The organism is Nocardiopsis sp. KDC1DS13DA1, assembly GCF_055632325.1.
On the sequence record NZ_JBVMUY010000055.1, the window covers coordinates 1 to 18331 of the forward strand.

General features: G+C 71.5%; 18 protein-coding genes and 1 riboswitch. Of the genes, 10 read left to right on the forward strand and 8 right to left on the reverse strand.

The annotated features are described in order from the left end of the window. The coding region (locus ACTVAJ_RS28580) for an ATP-grasp domain-containing protein (RefSeq protein ID WP_470391400.1) at window positions 1–261 on the reverse strand (261 nt) is incomplete at its 3' end. Between the two features lie 168 nt (window positions 262–429). On the opposite strand from ACTVAJ_RS28580, the gene ACTVAJ_RS28585 reads away from it, so the two are divergent. The 5 genes from ACTVAJ_RS28585 to ACTVAJ_RS28605 all read left to right on the forward strand — a co-directional run bounded on the left by ACTVAJ_RS28585 (window position 430) and on the right by ACTVAJ_RS28605 (window position 8858). Continuing rightward, window positions 430–1887: an MFS transporter gene (locus tag ACTVAJ_RS28585; RefSeq protein ID WP_470391401.1), complete on the forward strand. Its 1458-nt coding sequence runs from the start codon at window positions 430–432 to the stop codon at window positions 1885–1887. 128 nt (window positions 1888–2015) lie between these two features. Beyond that, complete coding sequence (locus ACTVAJ_RS28590) at window positions 2016–3722, forward strand: thiamine pyrophosphate-binding protein (RefSeq protein WP_470391402.1); 1707 nt, start codon at window positions 2016–2018, stop codon at window positions 3720–3722. Between the two features lie 18 nt (window positions 3723–3740). Continuing rightward, window positions 3741–4970: a formyl-CoA transferase gene (frc, locus tag ACTVAJ_RS28595; protein ID WP_470391403.1), complete on the forward strand. Its 1230-nt coding sequence runs from the start codon at window positions 3741–3743 to the stop codon at window positions 4968–4970. A gap of 3 nt (window positions 4971–4973) precedes the next feature. Further along, the gene (locus ACTVAJ_RS28600; RefSeq protein WP_470391404.1) at window positions 4974–7127 is read left to right on the forward strand and encodes an acetate--CoA ligase family protein; all 2154 of its coding nucleotides are present in this window, start codon (window positions 4974–4976) and stop codon (window positions 7125–7127) included. A 195-nt stretch (window positions 7128–7322) separates the two neighbouring features. After that, the gene (locus tag ACTVAJ_RS28605) at window positions 7323–8858 is read left to right on the forward strand and encodes an Nramp family divalent metal transporter (RefSeq protein ID WP_470391405.1); all 1536 of its coding nucleotides are present in this window, start codon (window positions 7323–7325) and stop codon (window positions 8856–8858) included. Between the two features lie 117 nt (window positions 8859–8975). Here the strand turns inward: ACTVAJ_RS28605 and ACTVAJ_RS28610 are convergent, their stop codons facing one another. The 4 genes from ACTVAJ_RS28610 to ACTVAJ_RS28625 all read right to left on the reverse strand — a co-directional run bounded on the left by ACTVAJ_RS28610 (window position 8976) and on the right by ACTVAJ_RS28625 (window position 11594). Next, on the reverse strand, window positions 8976–9293 hold the full coding sequence (locus tag ACTVAJ_RS28610; RefSeq protein WP_470391406.1) for a hypothetical protein: 318 nt from the start codon (window positions 9291–9293) through the stop codon (window positions 8976–8978). A gap of 377 nt (window positions 9294–9670) precedes the next feature. Beyond that, window positions 9671–9925 (reverse strand): hypothetical protein, encoded by a 255-nt coding sequence (locus tag ACTVAJ_RS28615; protein WP_470391407.1) that lies wholly within the window; start codon window positions 9923–9925, stop codon window positions 9671–9673. Between the two features lie 463 nt (window positions 9926–10388). After that, window positions 10389–11129, reverse strand: coding sequence for a Crp/Fnr family transcriptional regulator (locus ACTVAJ_RS28620; RefSeq protein WP_470391408.1), 741 nt, complete (start codon window positions 11127–11129; stop codon window positions 10389–10391). Window positions 11130–11306: 177 nt separating this feature from the next. Continuing rightward, window positions 11307–11594 carry a hypothetical protein gene (locus ACTVAJ_RS28625; protein WP_470391409.1) on the reverse strand — a complete coding sequence of 96 codons (288 nt, stop codon included), beginning with the start codon at window positions 11592–11594 and terminating at the stop codon, window positions 11307–11309. Between the two features lie 402 nt (window positions 11595–11996). Here ACTVAJ_RS28625 and ACTVAJ_RS28630 point away from each other — a divergent pair, with 402 nt between their 5' ends. Beyond that, window positions 11997–12521, forward strand: a complete 525-nt coding sequence (locus tag ACTVAJ_RS28630) for a hypothetical protein (RefSeq protein ID WP_470391410.1) — start codon at window positions 11997–11999, stop codon at window positions 12519–12521. Between the two features lie 135 nt (window positions 12522–12656). On the opposite strand, the gene ACTVAJ_RS28635 is transcribed toward ACTVAJ_RS28630, so the two are convergent. Together ACTVAJ_RS28635 and ACTVAJ_RS28640 are read right to left on the reverse strand one after the other, a co-directional pair. Next, window positions 12657–13397, reverse strand: a complete 741-nt coding sequence (locus tag ACTVAJ_RS28635) for a Crp/Fnr family transcriptional regulator (protein ID WP_470391411.1) — start codon at window positions 13395–13397, stop codon at window positions 12657–12659. 455 nt (window positions 13398–13852) lie between these two features. Further along, the gene (locus tag ACTVAJ_RS28640) at window positions 13853–14032 is read right to left on the reverse strand and encodes a hypothetical protein (RefSeq protein ID WP_470391412.1); all 180 of its coding nucleotides are present in this window, start codon (window positions 14030–14032) and stop codon (window positions 13853–13855) included. 408 nt (window positions 14033–14440) lie between these two features. Here ACTVAJ_RS28640 and ACTVAJ_RS28645 point away from each other — a divergent pair, with 408 nt between their 5' ends. Then, window positions 14441–14809 (forward strand): hypothetical protein, encoded by a 369-nt coding sequence (locus ACTVAJ_RS28645; protein ID WP_470391413.1) that lies wholly within the window; start codon window positions 14441–14443, stop codon window positions 14807–14809. A gap of 227 nt (window positions 14810–15036) precedes the next feature. Then, window positions 15037–15360 (forward strand): hypothetical protein, encoded by a 324-nt coding sequence (locus ACTVAJ_RS28650; protein ID WP_470391414.1) that lies wholly within the window; start codon window positions 15037–15039, stop codon window positions 15358–15360. Window positions 15361–15396: 36 nt separating this feature from the next. Here the strand turns inward: ACTVAJ_RS28650 and ACTVAJ_RS28655 are convergent, their stop codons facing one another. Then, on the reverse strand, window positions 15397–15711 hold the full coding sequence (locus ACTVAJ_RS28655; protein ID WP_470391415.1) for a DMT family transporter: 315 nt from the start codon (window positions 15709–15711) through the stop codon (window positions 15397–15399). Window positions 15712–15744: 33 nt separating this feature from the next. Continuing rightward, window positions 15745–15808: riboswitch (guanidine-III (ykkC-III) riboswitch) on the reverse strand. A 442-nt stretch (window positions 15809–16250) separates the two neighbouring features. Here ACTVAJ_RS28655 and ACTVAJ_RS28660 point away from each other — a divergent pair. Both ACTVAJ_RS28660 and ACTVAJ_RS28665 read left to right on the forward strand, forming a co-directional pair. After that, complete coding sequence (locus ACTVAJ_RS28660) at window positions 16251–16631, forward strand: DUF485 domain-containing protein (protein WP_470391416.1); 381 nt, start codon at window positions 16251–16253, stop codon at window positions 16629–16631. Next, entirely contained in the window at window positions 16628–18307 is a 1680-nt protein-coding gene (locus tag ACTVAJ_RS28665) for a solute symporter family protein (RefSeq protein ID WP_470391417.1), read from the forward strand. The genes ACTVAJ_RS28660 and ACTVAJ_RS28665 overlap by 4 nt, the downstream gene beginning before the upstream one ends. The last annotated feature ends 24 nt before the right edge of the window (window positions 18308–18331 follow it).

Genomic DNA, 18331 nt, shown 5'->3' on the forward strand with positions numbered 1-18331 from the left:
GCGGTGGACCGTGTGGCCCTTGATGTCCATTCCGAGGATCTGCTCGGCCCTGGCCCGGGCGTCCTCGGGGCCCTCAGCGACCTTCACACCGCCGGCCTTGCCGCGACCACCGGTCTTGACCTGCGCCTTGACCACCACACGGCGGCTGATGCGGCCCGCTGCCGCCCTCGCCTGGTCCGGGGTGTCGGCGACCTCCCCCTCGGCGAGGGGGACCCCGTACTCACCGAAGAGCTGTTTGGCTTCGTACTCGTGGAGATCCACCGGGCCTCCTGGTGCCGTGGCTTCCTGGTCCTTCCAGTGATACTCCATACTGTATGCAGTATTCAATACCCCGGACGCGCCAACGCGTCCTTCACCCCTCCCGCCCCGCCCGGCCCCTCTTTCCGGACGGGCGGCGTTATTGCATACTGCATACAAGGAGGTTTCGCCATGTCCCAGCCCCCGCCCCCGCCGCCGGCACCCGACCCCTCCGACCGCCCGGAACACCCCGCCGACCACCGCGACGCACACGACGACCGGGACACGTGCCACCGGCGCGAGGTGCGTGACTGGCGGGGCAGGCGCTACGTGCTGGGCCCCTCGGCCCGTACCCTCACCGGCCTCCCCCGAGGCGTGATCCTCGCCCGCGCGCTGGCCGCCGTCGCCGCCGTCGGCGTCCTCCAGTTCGGCTACGGAACCGCCGCCCCCGTCCTGGTCGACGCGCACGGTTGGAGTCCGGCCACCGCGCTCGCCCCCTTCCTGGCCTGGACCCTGGCCCAGGGCGCGTGCGCCCCCGTGCTCCACCGGCTCCGGACCCGCCGGTGGACGGCCCCCGGCACCGCCGTTCCCGCGGGCGCGGTGCTGTGCGCCGCCGCCCTGGCCAGCCTGGGCCACGCCACCACCCCGCTCGCCGTCCTCCTCGGCTACGGGATCCTCGGCGGCGTCGGCGCCGGCCTGGTCTACCACTCCTGCGTCGCACTGGTCTCCGGCTGGTTCCCCGACCGCCGGACCGTGCGTTCCGGAGCGGTCGGCTGCGCCTTCGCCCTGGGCGCGGTTCCCCTCGTGCCCGCGATCGCGGTCGGACTCTCGCCCGCCTCGCTCGCCCCGGCCTGCACCGCGCTCGCACTGACCGTCCTGGCCGTCGGAGCGTCCGCCGGACTCGGCCAGCGGTCGGCCCCGCCGCACTGGTGGCCGCCGGGTTCGGACCCGCGCGCCCGGAGCGTACACACGAGCGCCGACCCCCCGGCCGCCGCCGACTTCACCCCCTCCCAGGCGTGGGGCACGGGCCGGTCCCTGCCCACGCTGCACGCGGTGGTCGCCCTGTCCGGCGCGGCCGCCCTGTTCACCCTCGCCGCCCTGCCCGTCGTCCTGCTCACGGGCGCCTACTCCCCCGCCGCCGCGGGCGCGGCGGTGGCCGTCTTCACCGCCGCCAGCGGCCTGGGGAGGCTGGCCGCGGACACCGCCGCGGCCCGGTTCGGACGCCGGCCCACCCTCACCGCCCTGCTCGCGGCCGGGGCGCTCGCCCAGGCCGGGCTGGCCGCCGCCCTGTCGGCGGGGCAGCCCTGGCTCCTGGTGCCCCCGCTCCTTCTCACGGGTGCGAGCGCGGGCTCGGCCTACCCGCTGACCCGCGCGATCGCCGAGGACCACTTCGGTTCGCGCGACGCGGCGGGCATCCAGAGCCTGGTCTACGGTGCCAAGGCGGTCGGCGGCCTGCTCGGCGCGGGGGGCGCCGTGTGGGCGCTCGCCCAGGCCCCCGCCCACACCGGGGCAGCCGGGTTCACCGCCGCCGGCCTGGCCCTCGCCGCGGCCGCGGTCCTGTCCGCGGGGCTGCGCCGCCCGTTGCCGGTCCGCACGCTCCCGGTTTCCGGAGGGGCCTGGACAGCGACGCGGCGCCGTGCTCCAATGTGACGTACACGGTATACAGTATTCCGTCTACACGACGGCGCGGAACCACCCCGGGAAACACCGACGGAGAACACGCCGCGGGACACCGGAAGGACCGCGGGAAGAAGCACACGAAGGGGGTCGTCGCACCGATGGCCGACGCCACACCAACCAGCGAGCCCGACAAGGACGAGACCACGATCTCCGGCGGCCACCTCGTGGCCAAGGCCCTGAAGGCCGAGGGGATCGACGTCATCTTCACCCTCTGCGGCGGGCACATCATCGACATCTACGACGGCTGCGTCGACGAGGGCATCGACGTCATCGACGTCCGCCACGAGCAGGTGGCCGCGCACGCCGCCGACGGCTACGCCCGGATCACCGGCAAGCCGGGGTGCGCGGTCGTCACCGCGGGCCCCGGGACCACCGACGCCGTCACCGGTATCGCCAACGCCTACCGGGCGGAGAGCCCCATGCTCGTGATCGGCGGGCAGGGCGCGCTCAGCCAGCACAAGATGGGTTCACTCCAGGACCTGCCGCACGTCGACATGATCAGCCCCATCGCCAAGTTCGCCGCGACCGTCCCGCACACCGAGCGGGCCGCGGACATGGTGTCGATGGCCTTCCGCGAGGCCTACAGCGGCGCCCCCGGCCCCTCCTTCCTGGAGATCCCCCGGGACGTGCTCGACGCCAGGGTCCCGCTGGAGAGGGCGCGCATCCCGCGGGCGGGGCGCTACCGCGCCTCCACCCGGCAGGGGGGCGATCCCGCCGCGATCGAGCGGCTGGCCGACCTCATCGTGCGTTCCGAGCGGCCCAGCATCCTGCTCGGCAACCAGGTGTGGACCACCCGGGCCACCCGCTCCGCCGTCGACCTGGTCCGCGCGCTCAACATCCCGGCCTACATGAACGGCGCCGGACGCGGCACGCTGCCCCCGGGCGACCCCCACCACTTCCAGCTCTCCCGGCGGCACGCCTTCACCAACTCCGACCTCATCATCATCGTCGGCACGCCCTTCGACTTCCGCATGGGATACGGCAGGCGGCTCTCCCCCGACGCCACGGTGGTCCAGATCGACCTCGACTACGCCACGGTCGGCCGCAACCGCGACATCGACCTCGGGATCGTGGGCGACGCCGACGCCGTGCTGTCCTCGGTGCTCCAGGCCACGTCCGGCTACGGGGACACCGGGGCCCAGGGCCGCAAGACCTGGCTGGAGGAGCTGCGCACCCGGGAACAGGAGGCCCTCGACAAGCGCGCTCCCCTCCTGACCTCAGACTCCGTCCCGATCCACCCGTACCGGCTGGTCAACGAGATCAACCGGTTCCTCACCGAGGACTCCATCTACGTCGGCGACGGCGGAGACGTCGTCACGTTCTCCGGGCAGGTGGTCCAGCCCAAGGCGCCCGGCCACTGGATGGACCCGGGCCCGCTCGGCACGCTCGGCGTGGGTGTCCCGTTCGTCATGGCCGCCAAGTACGCCCGCCCCGACCAGGAGGTGGTCGCGCTCTTCGGCGACGGCGCCTTCAGCCTCACCGGCTGGGACTTCGAGACCCTCGTCCGATTCGACCTGCCCTTCGTGGGGATCGTCGGCAACAACTCCTCGATGAACCAGATCCGCTACGGACAGATCGCCAAGTACGGCGCCGACCGGGGCGAGGTCGGCAACACCCTGGGCGACGTGAACTACGCGGACTTCGCGCGCATGCTCGGCGGCCACGGCGAGGAGGTGCGCGACCCGGCCGACATCGGCCCGGCGCTGCGCCGCGCCCGCGAGTCCGGCAAGCCCTCGCTCGTCAACGTCTGGATCGACCCCGAGGTCTACGCCCCCGGGACGATGAACCAGACCATGTACAAGTAAGCCCTGGGAAGGAGACACATGGGCAAGGCACTCGACGGTGTCCGCGTCCTGGACATGACCCACGTGCAGTCCGGCCCGTCCGCCACGCAGATACTCGCCTGGATGGGCGCCGACGTCGTCAAGGTGGAGGCGACCGGCGGGGACGTCACCCGGCGCCAGCTCCGGGACCGGCCCGGCGTGGACAGCCTGTACTTCACGATGCTCAACTCCAACAAGCGGAGCGTCACGCTGAACACGAAGAGCCCCCGGGGCAAGGAGATCTTCCTCGACCTGGTGCGCCGCAGCGACGTCCTGGTGGAGAACTTCGCCCCGGGCGCCCTGGACCGGATGGGCTTCACCTGGGAGGTGCTGTCCGAGGCCAACCCGCGTCTGGTCTACGCCTCGATCAAGGGGTTCGGCCCCGGCACCTACGCCGACTTCAAGGCCTACGAGGTGATCGCCCAGGCGATGGGCGGTTCGATGAGCACCACCGGGTTCGAGGAGGGCCCGCCGCTGGCGACGGGCGCCCAGATCGGCGACTCGGGCACCGGAGTGCATACAGTGGCCGGTATCCTCGCGGCCCTGTACCAGCGCGTCCACACCGGCCGGGGCCAGCGGGTCCAGGTGGCCATGCAGGACGCCGTGCTCAACCTGTGCCGCGTCAAGCTCCGCGACCAGCAGCGGCTCGAACACGGGCCCCTCGCCGAGTACCCGGGCGAGGAGTTCGGCGACGAGGTCCCCCGTTCCGGGAACGCCTCCGGCGGCGGCCAGCCCGGCTGGGCCGTGCGCACCGCCCCCGGCGGCCCCAACGACTACGTGTACGTCATCGTCCAACCCGTCGGGTGGGCCCCGATCGCCCGGCTGATCGGCCGTCCCGAACTGGCCGAGGACCCCGGGTGGGCCACCCCCGAGGCCCGGCTCGACAAGCTCGACAAGATGTTCGGCCTCATCGAGGAGTGGTCCCGCGAGCTGCCCAAGTGGGACGTGCTGGCCGCCCTCAACGAGCACAACGTCCCCTGCGGGCCGATCCTGTCCACCCGCGAGATCATCGACGACCCCGTGCTCCGGGAGAACGGCGTCGTCACCACGGTCGACCACCCCGAACGCGGCCCCTACGCGACCGTGGCCTCCCCCATCCGCCTCTCCGACTCACGGGTCGAGGTCGCCCGCTCACCGCTGCTCGGCGAACACAACGCCGAGATCTACGGCGGCGAGCTGGGGCTGACCGAGGAGGAGTTGGCCGCACTGGCGTCGAACGGAGTGATCTAGCGCATGGCCGTCTACACCCCCGAACGTTCCGACCGCGACCGCGCCGCGGTCCGCGCGGTCCTCGACCGGGCCCGGTCCGAGGGGCGGACCGCGCTCACCGCCCCCGAGGCCCGGGTGGTCGCCGACGCGTACGGGATCCCCGTACCCGGCGAGGCCCTCGCGCACTCCGCGGAGTCGGCCGCCGAGGTCGCCGCCGAGCTGGGACTGCCGGTGGTCGCCAAGATCGTCTCCCCCGACATCCTGCACAAGACCGACGCCAAGGGTGTGGAGGTGGGCCTGCGGACCCCGGAGGAGGTCGCCGCCGCCCACGACCGCATCGTGGCCAACGCCCGCGCCCACGACCCCGACGCCCGCGTCGACGGCGTCCAGATCCAGCGGATGGTCGGCGGCGGCCAGGAGGTCATCATCGGTGCGACCACCGACCCCACCTTCGGCAAGGTCGTGGTGTTCGGCCTGGGCGGGGTCCTGGTGGAGGTACTCAAGGACGTGGCCTTCCGGCTCGCCCCCGTCACCCGCGAGGAGGCCCTCGCCCAGATCGGGGACATCCGCGCCGCCGAGGTGCTCGACGGGGTGCGCGGCGCCCCGCCGGTGGACCGGCGGGCCCTGGCCGGGATCATCGAGCGCCTGTCGGACCTGGTCACCGACTTCCCGGAGATCGCCGAGGCCGACCTGAACCCCGTGTTCGCCGCCGAGGACGGTGCCGTCGCCGCCGACCTGCGGTTCGTCCTCGACTTCGCCCCCGCCGAGCGGCCCCGGTCCTTCTCGCGCGAGGAGATCCTGACCGCCATGCGGCGCGTGTTCGACCCGCGGTCCGTCGCCGTCATCGGCGCCTCCAACGAGCAGGGCAAGATCGGCAACTCCGTGATGCGCAACCTCGTGGACGGTGGCTACGAGGGGGAGATCCACCCGGTCAACCCCAGGGGCGGCGAGGTCCACGGCCGCCCGGCCCACACCTCGATCACCGACGTGCCCGGGGACGTGGACGTCGCCGTCTTCGCGATTCCCGCCCGCTTCGTGCCGGCCGCGCTGGAGGAGGCCGGACGCAAGGGGGTGGCGGGCGCGATCCTCATCCCGTCCGGCTTCGCCGAGACCGGCGAGCAGGAACTCCAGGACGAGGTGCTGGCCGTGGCCCGCCGACACGGCGTCCGCCTGCTCGGTCCCAACATCTACGGCTACTACTACACGCCGCGGAAGCTGTCGGCGACCTTCTGCACCCCCTACGACGTGGCCGGGGGCACCGCTCTGACCTCACAGTCGGGCGGGATCGGCATGGCCATCCTCGGTTACAGCCGCAGCACGCGCACGGGGGTGTCGGCGATCGTGGGCGTGGGCAACAAGGCCGACATCGACGAGGACGACCTGCTCACCTTCTTCGGCCAGGACGAGAACACCAACGCCGTGGCGATGCACCTGGAGGACCTCAAGGACGGCCGCGCCTTCGTCGCCGCCGCGCGGGAGGTCGTGCCGAGGAAGCCGGTGGTGGTGCTCAAGGCCGGGCGCACCTCGGCCGGGGCCCGCGCCGCCGGGTCGCACACCGGCGCGCTCGCGGGCGACGACAAGGTCTACGACGACATCCTCCGGCAGGCGGGCGTGGTGCGCGCGCCGGGCCTGACCGAACTCCTGGAGTACGGCCGGGCCCTTCCCGTCATGCCCGCCCCGGCCGGGGAGAACGTCGTCATCATCACCGGCGCGGGCGGCTCGGGTGTGCTGCTGTCCGACGCCGTGGTGGACAACGGGATGTCGCTGTACGAGATCCCGCCCGACCTCGACGAGGCGTTCCGGGCGTTCATCCCGCCGTTCGGCGCCGCCGGGAATCCGGTGGACATCACCGGCGGCGAGCCTCCGTCCACCTACGAGAGGACGATCCGGCTCGGTCTGGAGGATCCCCGGGTGCACGCACTGGTGCTGGGCTACTGGCACACCATCGTCACGCCGCCGCTGGTCTTCGCGGACGTGGTGATCGACGTGGTGAGCAAGGCGCGCGCCGCCGGGACCGACAAACCGGTCGTGGTCTCGCTGTCGGGTGACACCGAGGTGGAGGCCGCCAGCGAGCGGCTCTTCGGGCACGGGATCGTCGCCTACCCCTACACGACCGAGATGCCGGTGAAGGTGCTGGGCGCCAAGTACCAGTGGGCCCGGGCCGCCGGGCTGCTCTGATCCGCGCCGGGCCCGCCCGCCGGGCCCGGCGGCCGTCCCGGTGCGTGCACGATGCCGCCGCGCGCGCACCGGGCGCGTCGATCACCGTACGTCACCGCCGGGAGCCGCCCCGGCGTCCGAGGAAGGAGCCCCGTGTCCCTGGGGGCTGTCGGGGGCAGTGAATCACACATGTAACGACAGACAAGGGAGTCCTCCTTGGCCCCGTCACCCGGTCCCTCCGACCCCACAGGCGACGAAGCCCGAACCGACACCACCTACGAGCGCCCCTTCATCCCCGCCCAGCGCTCCTCCGAATCCGAGCCCGCCGCGGGCGCCCCCAGGCCCGCGGACGGTGAACCCCCCGCCCCCGAGGCGGCCCCCGGTTCCCAGCCGGCCGCGGCCTCCGGCCGGACGATCCGCCTGGCGGCGCCCGGCACGGGTGTGCGCGACACCTGGCGCGCCATGGGCCCGGGGATCGCCGCCGCGATGACGGGCATCGGTGCCAGCCACATCATGCACGGACCCACCGCGGGCGCGCAGTACGGCTACGTGCTGCTGTGGGTGATCCCCTTCGCCTACCTGCTCAAGTACTGCGCGTTCGAGTTCGCGCACCGCTACACCCTCGTCCGCGGCGAGAGCATCATGGAGGCCTACGAGCGGGCCGGCCGCGGACGCGGGAACTGGCCGCTGTGGTACCTGGGATTCCAGTCACTGGCCAACACCTTCGGCATCGCCGGACGCGCACTGGGCTGCGCGGCCATGCTGTGGGCGGCCTTCCCGTTCCTGCCGCTGGAGGCGTGGGCGATCCTGGTCCTGCTCTCCAGCGTCGCCGTCCTCTGGGCGGGCAGGTACAAGGCGCTGGAACTCGCGGTCAAGATCGCCATCATCGTGTTCGCGGTGTGCGTGCTGCTCGCCTTCGTCCTCCAGAGCCCGGCGCCCGGGGAGTACCTGACCCGGTTGGCGCCCACGCTCCCGCCGGCCGGGGCGCTCCTCCTCTTCGGCGCGATGTGGGGGTACTTCCCCACCACCGTCGAGGTCGCGCCGATGCAGTCCAACTGGGCGGTGGACAAGAAGAGCGGCATGGTCCGCGTCCGCGAGCTCCAGCGCCAGGGGTACACGGTCGACGTGGACCCGAACTACCTGCGCAACCACCTGAAGCTGTTCAAGCGCGACATGAACATCTCCTACGTGATCTCGATGCTCACGGGGATGGCGTTCCTCATCGTCGGCGCGGTCGTGCTCAACCCGATCGGCCTGGTGCCGGAGTCGCGGGAGATGGGTTCGACGATCGCCAGCATCTACACCGACACGTTCGGCGCGTGGATCTTCCCGGTGATCATCGCGGGCGGCGTGGCCGCGCTGTGGTCGACGGTCTTCACCTACTTCGACGGCCAGGCCCGGGTCTTCGAGGAGGTGTGCGTCCGGCTCCGCCGCGCCTGGGACACCGAGCGGACGCGGCTGTTCGTCTACCGCGGGTTCCAGCTCCTGTGGGTGGTCGCGGGGACGGCGATCATCCTCGGCCTGCCCCGCCCGATCCTGGTCGTCCAGTTCGCGTCCTTCCTCGCCCTGCTGTTCGCACCGGTGCTGTACTGGCTGAACATCAAGGCGGTCAAGGACAACTTCACCGCCGAGGACCGTCCCTACCTGCCGTCTCGGCTGATGTTCGCGTGGGCCTGGACCGGTGTGACCGGGCTGGTGGTGATCAGCGGCTACGTCCTCTTCCTGGAGTTCCTGCAACCGATGTTCACCTGACCGCCGGGCGGTCAGACGGCTCGGCACGGGCGGGCCCGCCCCCCTTGGGGGAGCGGGCCCGTTCCGCGGCGACCGGCGAACCGGCGCCGCGTCGCCCCTCCTTCACGTGGTGACCGGCTAGCGGGCGAAGCTGAACACGTCGAACGACGCCGCGCCGCTGGGTCCGGCGAAGTTGCCGCTCTGCGAGAAGAGCGCGCCGCCGTAGTAGCCGTCGTAACCGCCGAAGTGGCCGCCGTGGCCGCCGAAGCCGGCCTGGCTCACGATGTTCAGGTTGCTCGCGCCCCCGAAGCCCGCCATGGACTCGTTGTAGGACCAGAAGGCTCCGCTGCCAAAGCCGTCGGTGTGGTTGGCGGACGCTACGGCCGGGACGGCCAGCACGAGCATGGGCGCCGCGAGAACCGCGGCCGCCACACGGCGAACAGTGCGCCTGGGCATGGTCTGCTCCTTTGCAACCGGGGCCTGGTGCCCCACCACCGCGTCCCGACGGATCGCTACGCGGCGGCCTGCCATTGCTCTGAGGTGAACCGCGGGGCCCGGCCGAGGCGCACGGCCGGTGATGTCTGCGGGAGCGGCTGACGCTCTCGTACGCGCCTGATCCCCGCGCGTTCGTGTACCGCATGAAGTCGCGATCGCAACTGTTAACCAATCAACCACTTGCCCGGTCACCGTGGAGTCATATTGTCGCCTCGGTGACCCAATCGGCCCGGATTCTCCTCCGCACAGGAGCGGACCCGCCCCCGAACGGGAGCGGGTCCGCGCCGCGGTGACCGGGGAGCCGGCACCGCGTCGTCCCTCCTGCACCTGGTGGGCGCCTAGTAGGCGAAGCTGAACACGTTGTACGAGGCCGCGCCGCCAGGCCCGGCGAAGCTGCCGCTGGTCCCGTAGAACGAACCGCCGTACCAGCCGTAGTTGCCGTACCAGCCACCGTCGTACCAGCCGTAGTACGGACCACCGCCGTACCACCCGTAGTCGTAGCTGTAGGCGGACGCGGCCGCCGGGACGGCCAGCGCGAGCATGGGCGCCGCGAGAGCCGCGGCCACCACACGGCGAACAGTGCGCCTGGACATGGTCTACTCCTCTGCAACCGGGGCCTGGTGCCCCACCACCGCGTCCCGACGGATCGCTACGCGGCGGCCTGCCATTGCTCTGAGGTGAACCGCGGGGCCCGGCCGAGGCGCACGGCCGGTGATGTCTGCGGGAGCGGCTGACGCTCTCGTACGCGCCTGATCCCCGCGCGTTCGTGTACCGCTGAAGTCGCAATCGCAACCATCCACCAATCAACCACTCACATGGTCACCGTGCGGTCATATTGTCGCCTCGGTGACCCAATCGGCCCGGATTCTCCTCCGCACGGGAGCGGACCCGCCCCCGAACGGGAGCGGGCCCGCGCGTTCCCCCGGCGCGTGCCGACCGCCCGGCGGGCGAAGCCGAGGATGTCGGACGACGCCGCGCCACCGGGTCCGGCGGGGCTGTCACCCGGCGGGGGGGAACGCGCGGTCACGGCACAGCACCGCCGTCTTCCCGGCACTGTCAGCCCATGTGGCCGCCGTGGGCCTTCCTGGACAGCCCGTCGGGGTCGAGGATCTCGATCGCCGCGTACCGCATCTCGATCAGCTGCTCCCGTTCCAGGCGCTTCAACACCCGGTTGAGTGACGGTCGGCGGACGCCGAGCATCGCGGCGAGCGTGCGCTGGGGCAGGGGGACCACCGAGCTGGACGCCTCGTCGAGCAGCAGCCTGGCGGTCTGCTCGGTCAGGGACTTGCCCAGGAGCTCCATGATCCGCCCCTGGCTGGCGTCCAGACGACCGGCGATGCTGGCCAGCCAGCGCCGGGCGAGGGCGCGGTGCTCGGACATGAGGTGCTCGAAGTCCTCGGTGCGCATGTACAGGAGCTCGACGTCGTCGGTCGCGCGCGCCGTGTACGGCAGGGGTTTGTCCAGGAGGAACTGGATGTCGCCGTCCACGTCGCCGGCGTGCCTGATCTCGACCACCGTGCGGTCCTCGCCCGAGCCCACCGACAGCTCCACGTGCCCGGACCGGACGATCCACACCCGGGCGGGGGGATCGCCCTCACGGAAGGCGACCGCGCCCCGGGAGAGCGACTGCCGGTGCAGGAACGTGGCGAGCGCGTTCAGGTCCCGGGGGGTCAGCGGTGCGGCCGATCCCCGGCCGACGCAGCGCGCCACCCACGCCGCCTGCTGGACCCGCGGGTCCGCTGCCTCGGTCCCGTTCAGTCGGCGGTCTGCCCCCGCCGACGTCACCCTCGGGTTCATTTCCGTCCTCCGTCCACGCCGTGGCGCGTTCACAGGCCCCTGGCCCGACGCGCCGCGTGTACGCGGCCGCCGGGGTTCCCCGGCCGCACACGCAAGGGCGGAGGTCCCGCCACGGGGACGAGACCTCCTCGAGGTCAGGTGGGCGATCCCGTGAGGGGGTGCCCGCCTTGCTTCCTGCTAGTTGGCGAAACTGAAGAGGTTCTGCGAACCGGCGCCGTTCGGGCCGGCGAAGGAGGCGCTCGCCTTGTAGAGCGCGAAACCCCCGCCACGGCCACCGAAGCCTCCGCCGTAGTAGCCGTTGCCGGCCGCGGCCGTGATGCTCTGGGACATGGATCCGTTCGGTCCGGCGAACTGGGAGTCCCCGTGCCAGAAGCTGCCGGCCAGGGCGGCCGACGGCAGACCGAATGCCAGCATCGGGGCCGCGACGCCGGCCACCAGAACACGTGCGATCGTCTTCGCCTTCATGGAAGTTCCTTCCTGTGTGACGGACGGGCCCCGAGCCCGCCCGGACCACCAGCGAGTCCCGCCGATCACGCCCTTGTGGGGCGCTCCGGCGGCAACGGGCACCACACAACCACATAAATTCCCCATAATCAGGTTCATCTGTTACCGAAGCGACAGTATTTCTGTCATTTTGCCCGCAACTAGAAAACTGCCGACGATCGCCGCCCGAATCCATACGCACGCCAATGGAACGTCAGAAATCCCGCAGCGGATGCGATTTACCTCGTTTCCGAAGGGGCCGGAACCCAAAGAAGTGTCAGAAAAGCGACACAGTTACGCCCGCGACTCGGCGTGCCGGTCCCCTAATGACCCATGAATCTACGAAAAGCTGCGACTACCTGCATCCGATCCATAGGAGTGCAAATGTCTGAACTCGTTCGACGCGCTGTGCTGGACAAGAGATTCTGGCCCGGGGTCGCGATGGCCGCGCTCATCGGCGGTTCGCTGTCCGTCGCCGGCGTCGCCACGGCCGACACCGTCGACGAAGCCGACCCGGCAGCCCAGGAGCAGGCGGAGCAGCCCGCCGACACCGAGGCGGCCGAGCAGGAGGAGGGGCGTGACGGCGGTCCGTTCAGCGGTCGTCCGCACCACGACGACAACGGCAGCGGGGTGCACGCCGAGACCGAGGACAGCGAGTTCCACGAGGTCTGTGACGGAGCCGGCCCCGGCGGATCCTTCATCGGCCCCTGCCCCCGCCCCGAGGGCGGCGGCGGTGGTGGCGGCGGCGTGGTGACGGGGGAGGCTCCCGAAGAGCTCGCCGTCACCGGTCCGTCCGAGGACCTCGCCCTGGTCGGCGGTGCGATCGCCCTGACCGGTGGTGTGATCATGTACATCACCCGGCGCCGCTCGGAGCGGGCCGAGGAGGCCGCCTCGGAGGCCACCGCGTAACACCTCCGGGACGCCGGAGTCACGGGGTGGGGACCGCACCGGTCCCCACCCCTTCCTCCTGCCCGGAACCCGTGGGGGCCTCCGGCGGCCGGATGCGGCCGCCGGAGGCCCCGGGGACGGCAGGAGCCGCCCGGGTCAGTCCGCCCGCTGCGCGAGTCCGTAGGGATCGAGGATGTCCACCGCGCCGTAGCGCAGTTTGATCAGCCCCTGCCCCTCCAGATCCTTGAGCACCTTGTTCAGGGAGGGACGGCAGACCCCCAACATCTCCGACAGCTTCTGTTGGGGTACGTCGACCACACCGCCGCTGGCCTCGTCCAGGAGCAGCCGGGCGCTCTGCTGGGTGAGCGTGCGGCCGAGCATCCCGACGATCCGGTCGTGCGACTCCGACAGCCGCTCGGCCATGGTCGCCATCCACAGCCGGGACATCTCCGGGTACTCGGCCAGCAGCTCCTCGAAGTCGGGCGGCGCCATGGTCAGGCACTCCGACTCCTCCAGCGCGCGCGCACGGTACGGGAACGGCATGCCCAGCAGCTTCTGGATGTCTCCGTCGATCCCGCCGGGGCGCAGGATCTGCACGATCAGGGGACGGGACCGCCCCTTGACCGCGAGTTCGAGACGACCGGACCGGACGATCCACACCCCCGCGTCGCGGTCCCCCTCCCGGAAGGCGAGCTCCCCCCGGCTGAGCAGGCGGGGCCTGAGCCTGCCGGCCAACGCCGCCACCGCCGCCCGCCCGGGGCGGGCCGCTCCCCTGCTCTCCAGACACGACACGACCCACTCAGCGAGGTGGAACCGCTCGGGGTCCACCGTCTCGCCGCTCACCCTGGGGGCCACGACCCGGATCTCGTCGGTACGTCCCACACCTGTCGCCTGCATGTTCCTCAACGGCTCCTCACCCGAACTCGTGCTCGCCGGCATCCACGGGGATGCGGACGAGGCGGACGGTGGATTCGTGTGGCCGGACAGCCACGCGCAGAAGATGGACGGACGTTCGCCGCGGGAACGGCGCGGGCCGGGAGACGTCTCCCTGGCCTCGGTCACCGGAATCCACGGAGAGTACTGTCACCGATCTGTCGGGGGACGTCCGCGACGGCCGTGGCCGTCGCCGTCGTCGGGAACCCCTGGGGGCGTACGGACGGCCCCAGGGCCGCGGTTCCGTCGCCGGAGCACCCACCGGTCCCCCATCGCGATTAGAGCACGGGGCCCTCCGCGGAGCGGGGAGGACTCCGCGATCCCCACCGCCGAAATAACGAAAAGCTTCCTTTACCGAGAAACGACGAAGGGGCGTCCGACCTCCGGCCGGACGCCCCTCCACACGAACGCGGGTGCCGCTACAGCTTGCCCTCGATCTGGTTCGCGTGGACGTGGACCGACTGCTGGTCCTCGTCGTCGGTGATCGTGAACTGCGCGCCCTTGCCCTTGCCCTGGACCGAGTGCACCTTGCCGGTGCGGATCTGGTCGTCGTGGCGGCTGCTGCGGAACTGCACGCGGTCACCCTGCTTGAACGTCATACCGACTCTCCAAGTGATGAGAATTGCTCACGACCGGCCCCACTCCGCCGCCGATCACCGGCGCCGGACGGCCGACCACTTCGCAACCTAGACCGATCCGCCGTCTCGCCAGGTGAAACGCCAAGCCGAGTGTCACGTGCATGACACTTCTTGTCAGACGGGCGCCATTCTGGGCATGAGACAAGCAAGGTGTTGAAATCCCAACAAAAGAGTCATGATCACCACAGTTCGCTCACATCGCGTCACGGATTGTGCTTTCGTGTGGGTGTCGACTGACGGCAGCACCCGGGCCGCGTCCCAGGACCTCGGCGGGGGTCATGGGTGCAAGGGGCGCCCGTCGACCGGATGGTCACGCTGCCGGGGATGACAACGCCGCACGCCGCCAAGGCGTACCGAAGGGGGGTTTCCATGGGCAAGGGGAAGATCGTGAGTGCCCTGGTCTCCGGGTTCGCGGTCCCGGCCCTGGTGTTCGGCGTGCCGTCGGTCGCGATGGCCCAGAGCGACGGCTCCAGCGGCCAGACCGCCAGCCAGCAGGGCGGCATGTCGTTCCGCCAGGGGGACGACGGATCCAGGGGCGGTGGCGACTACCGCGGCGGTGACCGGCACGGCGACCGACACGGCGACCGACACGGCGACCGGCACGACCGGAACAAGTTCCGGCACGGCCACGCCAACTTCCGCCACTACGGATACGGCAACTACGGCTACCACTGCCACGGCCACTGGCACTGGTACGGGTACCACAACCACTGCCACAACTACGGTCACCACCGCTAGAGACACTCGGGTGATGCCATAATCACAGAGTGTTATCAAAGGGCGTGTCCTCCGCGCTGGTTCCAGCGCGCATGGGACAGGCTCGGGGGAGCGGCCCCGGCCCACGGGCCACGGGCCGCTCCCCATGAGACCGACCGTGTGCCGACGCGTCGGCACACCTGTGGCCGGGGAGGCCCCGCCGGGCGGGGCCTCCCCTTCACGTGCCACCAGCGACGGAAGGACGACCGTTGACCGACCACCGCACCCACCGACCCCCTCGGACAACCGACGCGGGCGGACGCCTCCCCGCCCTGCTCCGTGCTCCGCTCCGGGGCCTGATCATCCTGACCGTCGCCGCGGGCGCGGTCGCGGCGGGATCCGCGACCGCGGCGGCCGCGGGCACCGAGGTCGGCTACGAGCACCGCACGGTCCACCTCACCCGGTTCGAGGCCCGCCTGACCGTGGTCCGGACCACGGTCGGCGAGGACGGTTCCGTGGTCCACACGGAGAGCGAGTACTACGCCGGACCCGAGGGCGGGGGCGCGGACACCGTCCGCACCTGGGTCGACTGACCGGCGACGCGCGCCCTCGCGGACCCGCGGGACACGTCAGTGCAGGAGCTTCAGCCCGACGACTCCGGCGACGATGAGCACCAGGCACAGCACCTTGGCCACGCCCATGCCCTCACCGAACAGGGCCGCACCGACCAGGGCCGTCCCGACGACCCCGACGGCGACCCAGACCGCGTAGCCGGTCCCGAGCGGGATGGTGCGCAGTGCGAACGCCAACCCGCCCATGCTCAGGGCGAGCGTCACCCCGAAGACGACCGAGGGCCACAGGCGCGTGAACCCCTGGGACGCGGTGAGCGCGGCGGCCCACGCCGCCTCCAGCAGGCCGGAAACCAACAGAACGATCCAGGCCATGACCCGAGATACCTCCACGACGCGGCGAACATGTCCGCGCCGTCTTGTCGTTCCGGGTACGGCGCACCTCGTCCGGGGTACCGGGGGCCGGTCCGCGGCGACGGGCACGCGAGACGCCCGTCGGCGGAGGGCCACAGCCCGGTCGTACGGTACAACGCCGCCCTCCGCCCGGGGCTTCCGCCCCGGGCGGAGAGGCGGATCACCACCGCCGGAACGGCGGGCCGGGGCGTGGGCGGGGAGGGCGGAGAGGAAGGGGGCGGGGTCCCCGTCCGCGGACCGGGGTCCCGGGGCCGCGGCGCCCCGGGACCGTCCGCCCGCCGTTCACCGCGCCAGACGACCGCTCACCGCGCGCCGGGCGACCACTCGACGCGCGGCGCCAGCGTTCGGCGCTCGTGAACGCGCGCCTCCTCCCCCGCGGACGTGTCCCTCCTTACAGTTCCGAGTAACGCAGGTCACACCGACGAAACACGGGTGTGACCGGCAGGGCACGTGTCCGCGGACCACGCCCAGGCCCCGCACATCCCCCAGAGGAGTCCACCATGGCACCAGACAAGCAGACCGGGAGTCCGCCCCCGCCGGGCGGAAAGGGCGCGGCCCGGGACGCGGCCTTCGTCGAGATGCACCATGACCCGCGGTTCGCCGAGCTCAAGCGTCGGCTCTACGTCTTCGTCTTCCCCATGAGCCTGGCGTTCCTGGCCTGGTACCTGCTCTACGTGCTGATGTCCGCCTTCGCCCGCGACCTGATGGGGACCGTGCTCTTCGGCACCGTCAACGTCGCCCTCGTGTTCGGCGTGCTCCAGTTCGCCACCACCTTCGGCATCGCCGTGTCGTACACGCTCTACGCGCGTCGGCGGCTCGACGGCCTGGCGACCGAACTGCGCGGGGAACTGCCCGCCGTCACCGAGGAGGGCGGCCGATGATCCTCGCACAGGAAGCGGCGAGCGAGGGCAGCCGCGTGGTCACCCTCGTCCTCTTCGGCCTCATGGTCGCGGCCACGCTCGGTATCACCGTGTGGGCGAGCCGCTCCACGCGCACCGCCACCGACTTCCACTCCGGCGGACGCTCCTTCACGCCGCTCCAGAACGGTCTGGCGATCGGCAGCGACTACATGTCCGCCGCCTCCTTTCTCGGCATCGCCGGGCTCATCGCCCTGTTCGGCTACGACGGCTTCCTCTACTCGATCGGCTTCCTCGTGGCGTGGCTGGTCGCACTCCTGCTCGTCGCCGAGCTGCTGCGCAACTCCGGCCGGTACACCATGGGCGACGTACTGTCCTACCGCATGCGCCAGCGCCCGGTCCGGACGGCCGCGGCGGTCTCCACCGTCGTCGTGTCCATCTTCTACCTCCTCGCCCAGATGGTCGGCGCGGGCGCGCTCATCGCCCTACTGCTGGGCATCCAGCCCGGCGAGACCTTCCTGGGAATGAGCGCCGAGGTCGCCAAGGTCGTCGGCATCGTGGTCGTCGGCCTGCTCATGACCACCTACGTCACCCTCGGCGGGATGAAGGGCACCACCTGGGTCCAGATCGTCAAGGCGATCATCCTCATGTCGGGTGCCGCGCTGCTGACCCTGCTCACCCTGTCGGTGTACGGGTTCGACCTGGGCGCCCTGATGAGCGACGCCGCCGAGGCCAGCGACCACGGCGCCGCCTTCCTGGAGCCGGGCCTGCGCTACGGGGTCGAGGTGTCCGGTGACGCCGTCCAGACGATGTGGAACAAGCTGGACCTGATCAGCCTGGGCATGGCCCTGGTGCTGGGCACCGCGGGCCTGCCGCACATCCTCATCCGCTTCTACACGGTTCCGGACTCCCAGAGCGCCCGTAAGTCGGTCAACTGGGGTATCGGCCTCATCGGCACCTTCTACCTCATGACGCTGGTGCTGGGCTTCGGCGCGGCGGCGCTCGTCGGGCACGAGGCCATCACCGCGCAGAACCCGGCGGGCAACACCGCCGCCCCGCAGCTGGCCCAGACCGTGGGCGAGACGGTCGGCGGCCCGCTCGCGGGATCGGTCCTGCTGGCGCTCATCGCGTCGGCCGCCTTCGCCGCGATCCTGTCCACGGTGGCCGGGCTGGTCATCGCCTCGTCGTCCTCGCTCGCGCACGACTTCTACAACTCCGTGCTGCGGGGCGGTAAGGCGAGCGGCCTGGAGGAGGTCCGGGTCGCCCGGATCGCCGCCATGGCCATCGGCGTCGTCGCGGTCGTGCTGGCCGTGTTCGCCCAGGGTCTGAACGTGGCCTTCCTGGTCGCACTGGCCTTCGCCGTCGCCGCCTCGGCCAACCTGCCGACGCTGCTGCTCAGCCTGTTCTGGAAGCGGTTCAACACGGCGGGCGCCCTGGCGGGGATCTACGGCGGCCTGATCAGCGCGGTCGGCCTGGTCTTCTTCTCCCCGGTGGTGTCGGGGTCGGAGAACGCGCTCATCCCGGGCGCCGACTTCGCCTGGTTCCCGATCCCGAACCCGGCGCTGGTGTCGGTGCCGCTGGGCCTGCTCTGCGCGGTCGTCGGAACCCTCATGTCGAAGGAGCGCGACTTCGACAAGTTCGCCAGGCTCCAGGTCCGCGCGCTGACCGGTGCGGGCGCGGAGAAGGCGGCGGACCACTAGGCAACCGCGGACCACAACGAACAC

Coding starts and splice junctions, on each gene's coding strand:
- ACTVAJ_RS28585 (WP_470391401.1), top strand. CDS start 430: ATGTCCCAGCCCCCGCCCCCGCCGCCGGCACCCGACCCCTCCGACCGC.
- ACTVAJ_RS28590 (WP_470391402.1), top strand. CDS start 2,016: ATGGCCGACGCCACACCAACCAGCGAGCCCGACAAGGACGAGACCACG.
- frc (WP_470391403.1), top strand. CDS start 3,741: ATGGGCAAGGCACTCGACGGTGTCCGCGTCCTGGACATGACCCACGTG.
- ACTVAJ_RS28600 (WP_470391404.1), top strand. CDS start 4,974: ATGGCCGTCTACACCCCCGAACGTTCCGACCGCGACCGCGCCGCGGTC.
- ACTVAJ_RS28610 (WP_470391406.1), bottom strand. CDS start 9,293: ATGCCCAGGCGCACTGTTCGCCGTGTGGCGGCCGCGGTTCTCGCGGCG.
- ACTVAJ_RS28615 (WP_470391407.1), bottom strand. CDS start 9,925: ATGTCCAGGCGCACTGTTCGCCGTGTGGTGGCCGCGGCTCTCGCGGCG.
- ACTVAJ_RS28620 (WP_470391408.1), bottom strand. CDS start 11,129: ATGAACCCGAGGGTGACGTCGGCGGGGGCAGACCGCCGACTGAACGGG.
- ACTVAJ_RS28625 (WP_470391409.1), bottom strand. CDS start 11,594: ATGAAGGCGAAGACGATCGCACGTGTTCTGGTGGCCGGCGTCGCGGCC.
- ACTVAJ_RS28630 (WP_470391410.1), top strand. CDS start 11,997: ATGTCTGAACTCGTTCGACGCGCTGTGCTGGACAAGAGATTCTGGCCC.
- ACTVAJ_RS28635 (WP_470391411.1), bottom strand. CDS start 13,397: ATGCAGGCGACAGGTGTGGGACGTACCGACGAGATCCGGGTCGTGGCC.
- ACTVAJ_RS28640 (WP_470391412.1), bottom strand. CDS start 14,032: ATGACGTTCAAGCAGGGTGACCGCGTGCAGTTCCGCAGCAGCCGCCAC.
- ACTVAJ_RS28645 (WP_470391413.1), top strand. CDS start 14,441: ATGGGCAAGGGGAAGATCGTGAGTGCCCTGGTCTCCGGGTTCGCGGTC.
- ACTVAJ_RS28655 (WP_470391415.1), bottom strand. CDS start 15,711: ATGGCCTGGATCGTTCTGTTGGTTTCCGGCCTGCTGGAGGCGGCGTGG.
- ACTVAJ_RS28660 (WP_470391416.1), top strand. CDS start 16,251: ATGGCACCAGACAAGCAGACCGGGAGTCCGCCCCCGCCGGGCGGAAAG.
- ACTVAJ_RS28665 (WP_470391417.1), top strand. CDS start 16,628: ATGATCCTCGCACAGGAAGCGGCGAGCGAGGGCAGCCGCGTGGTCACC.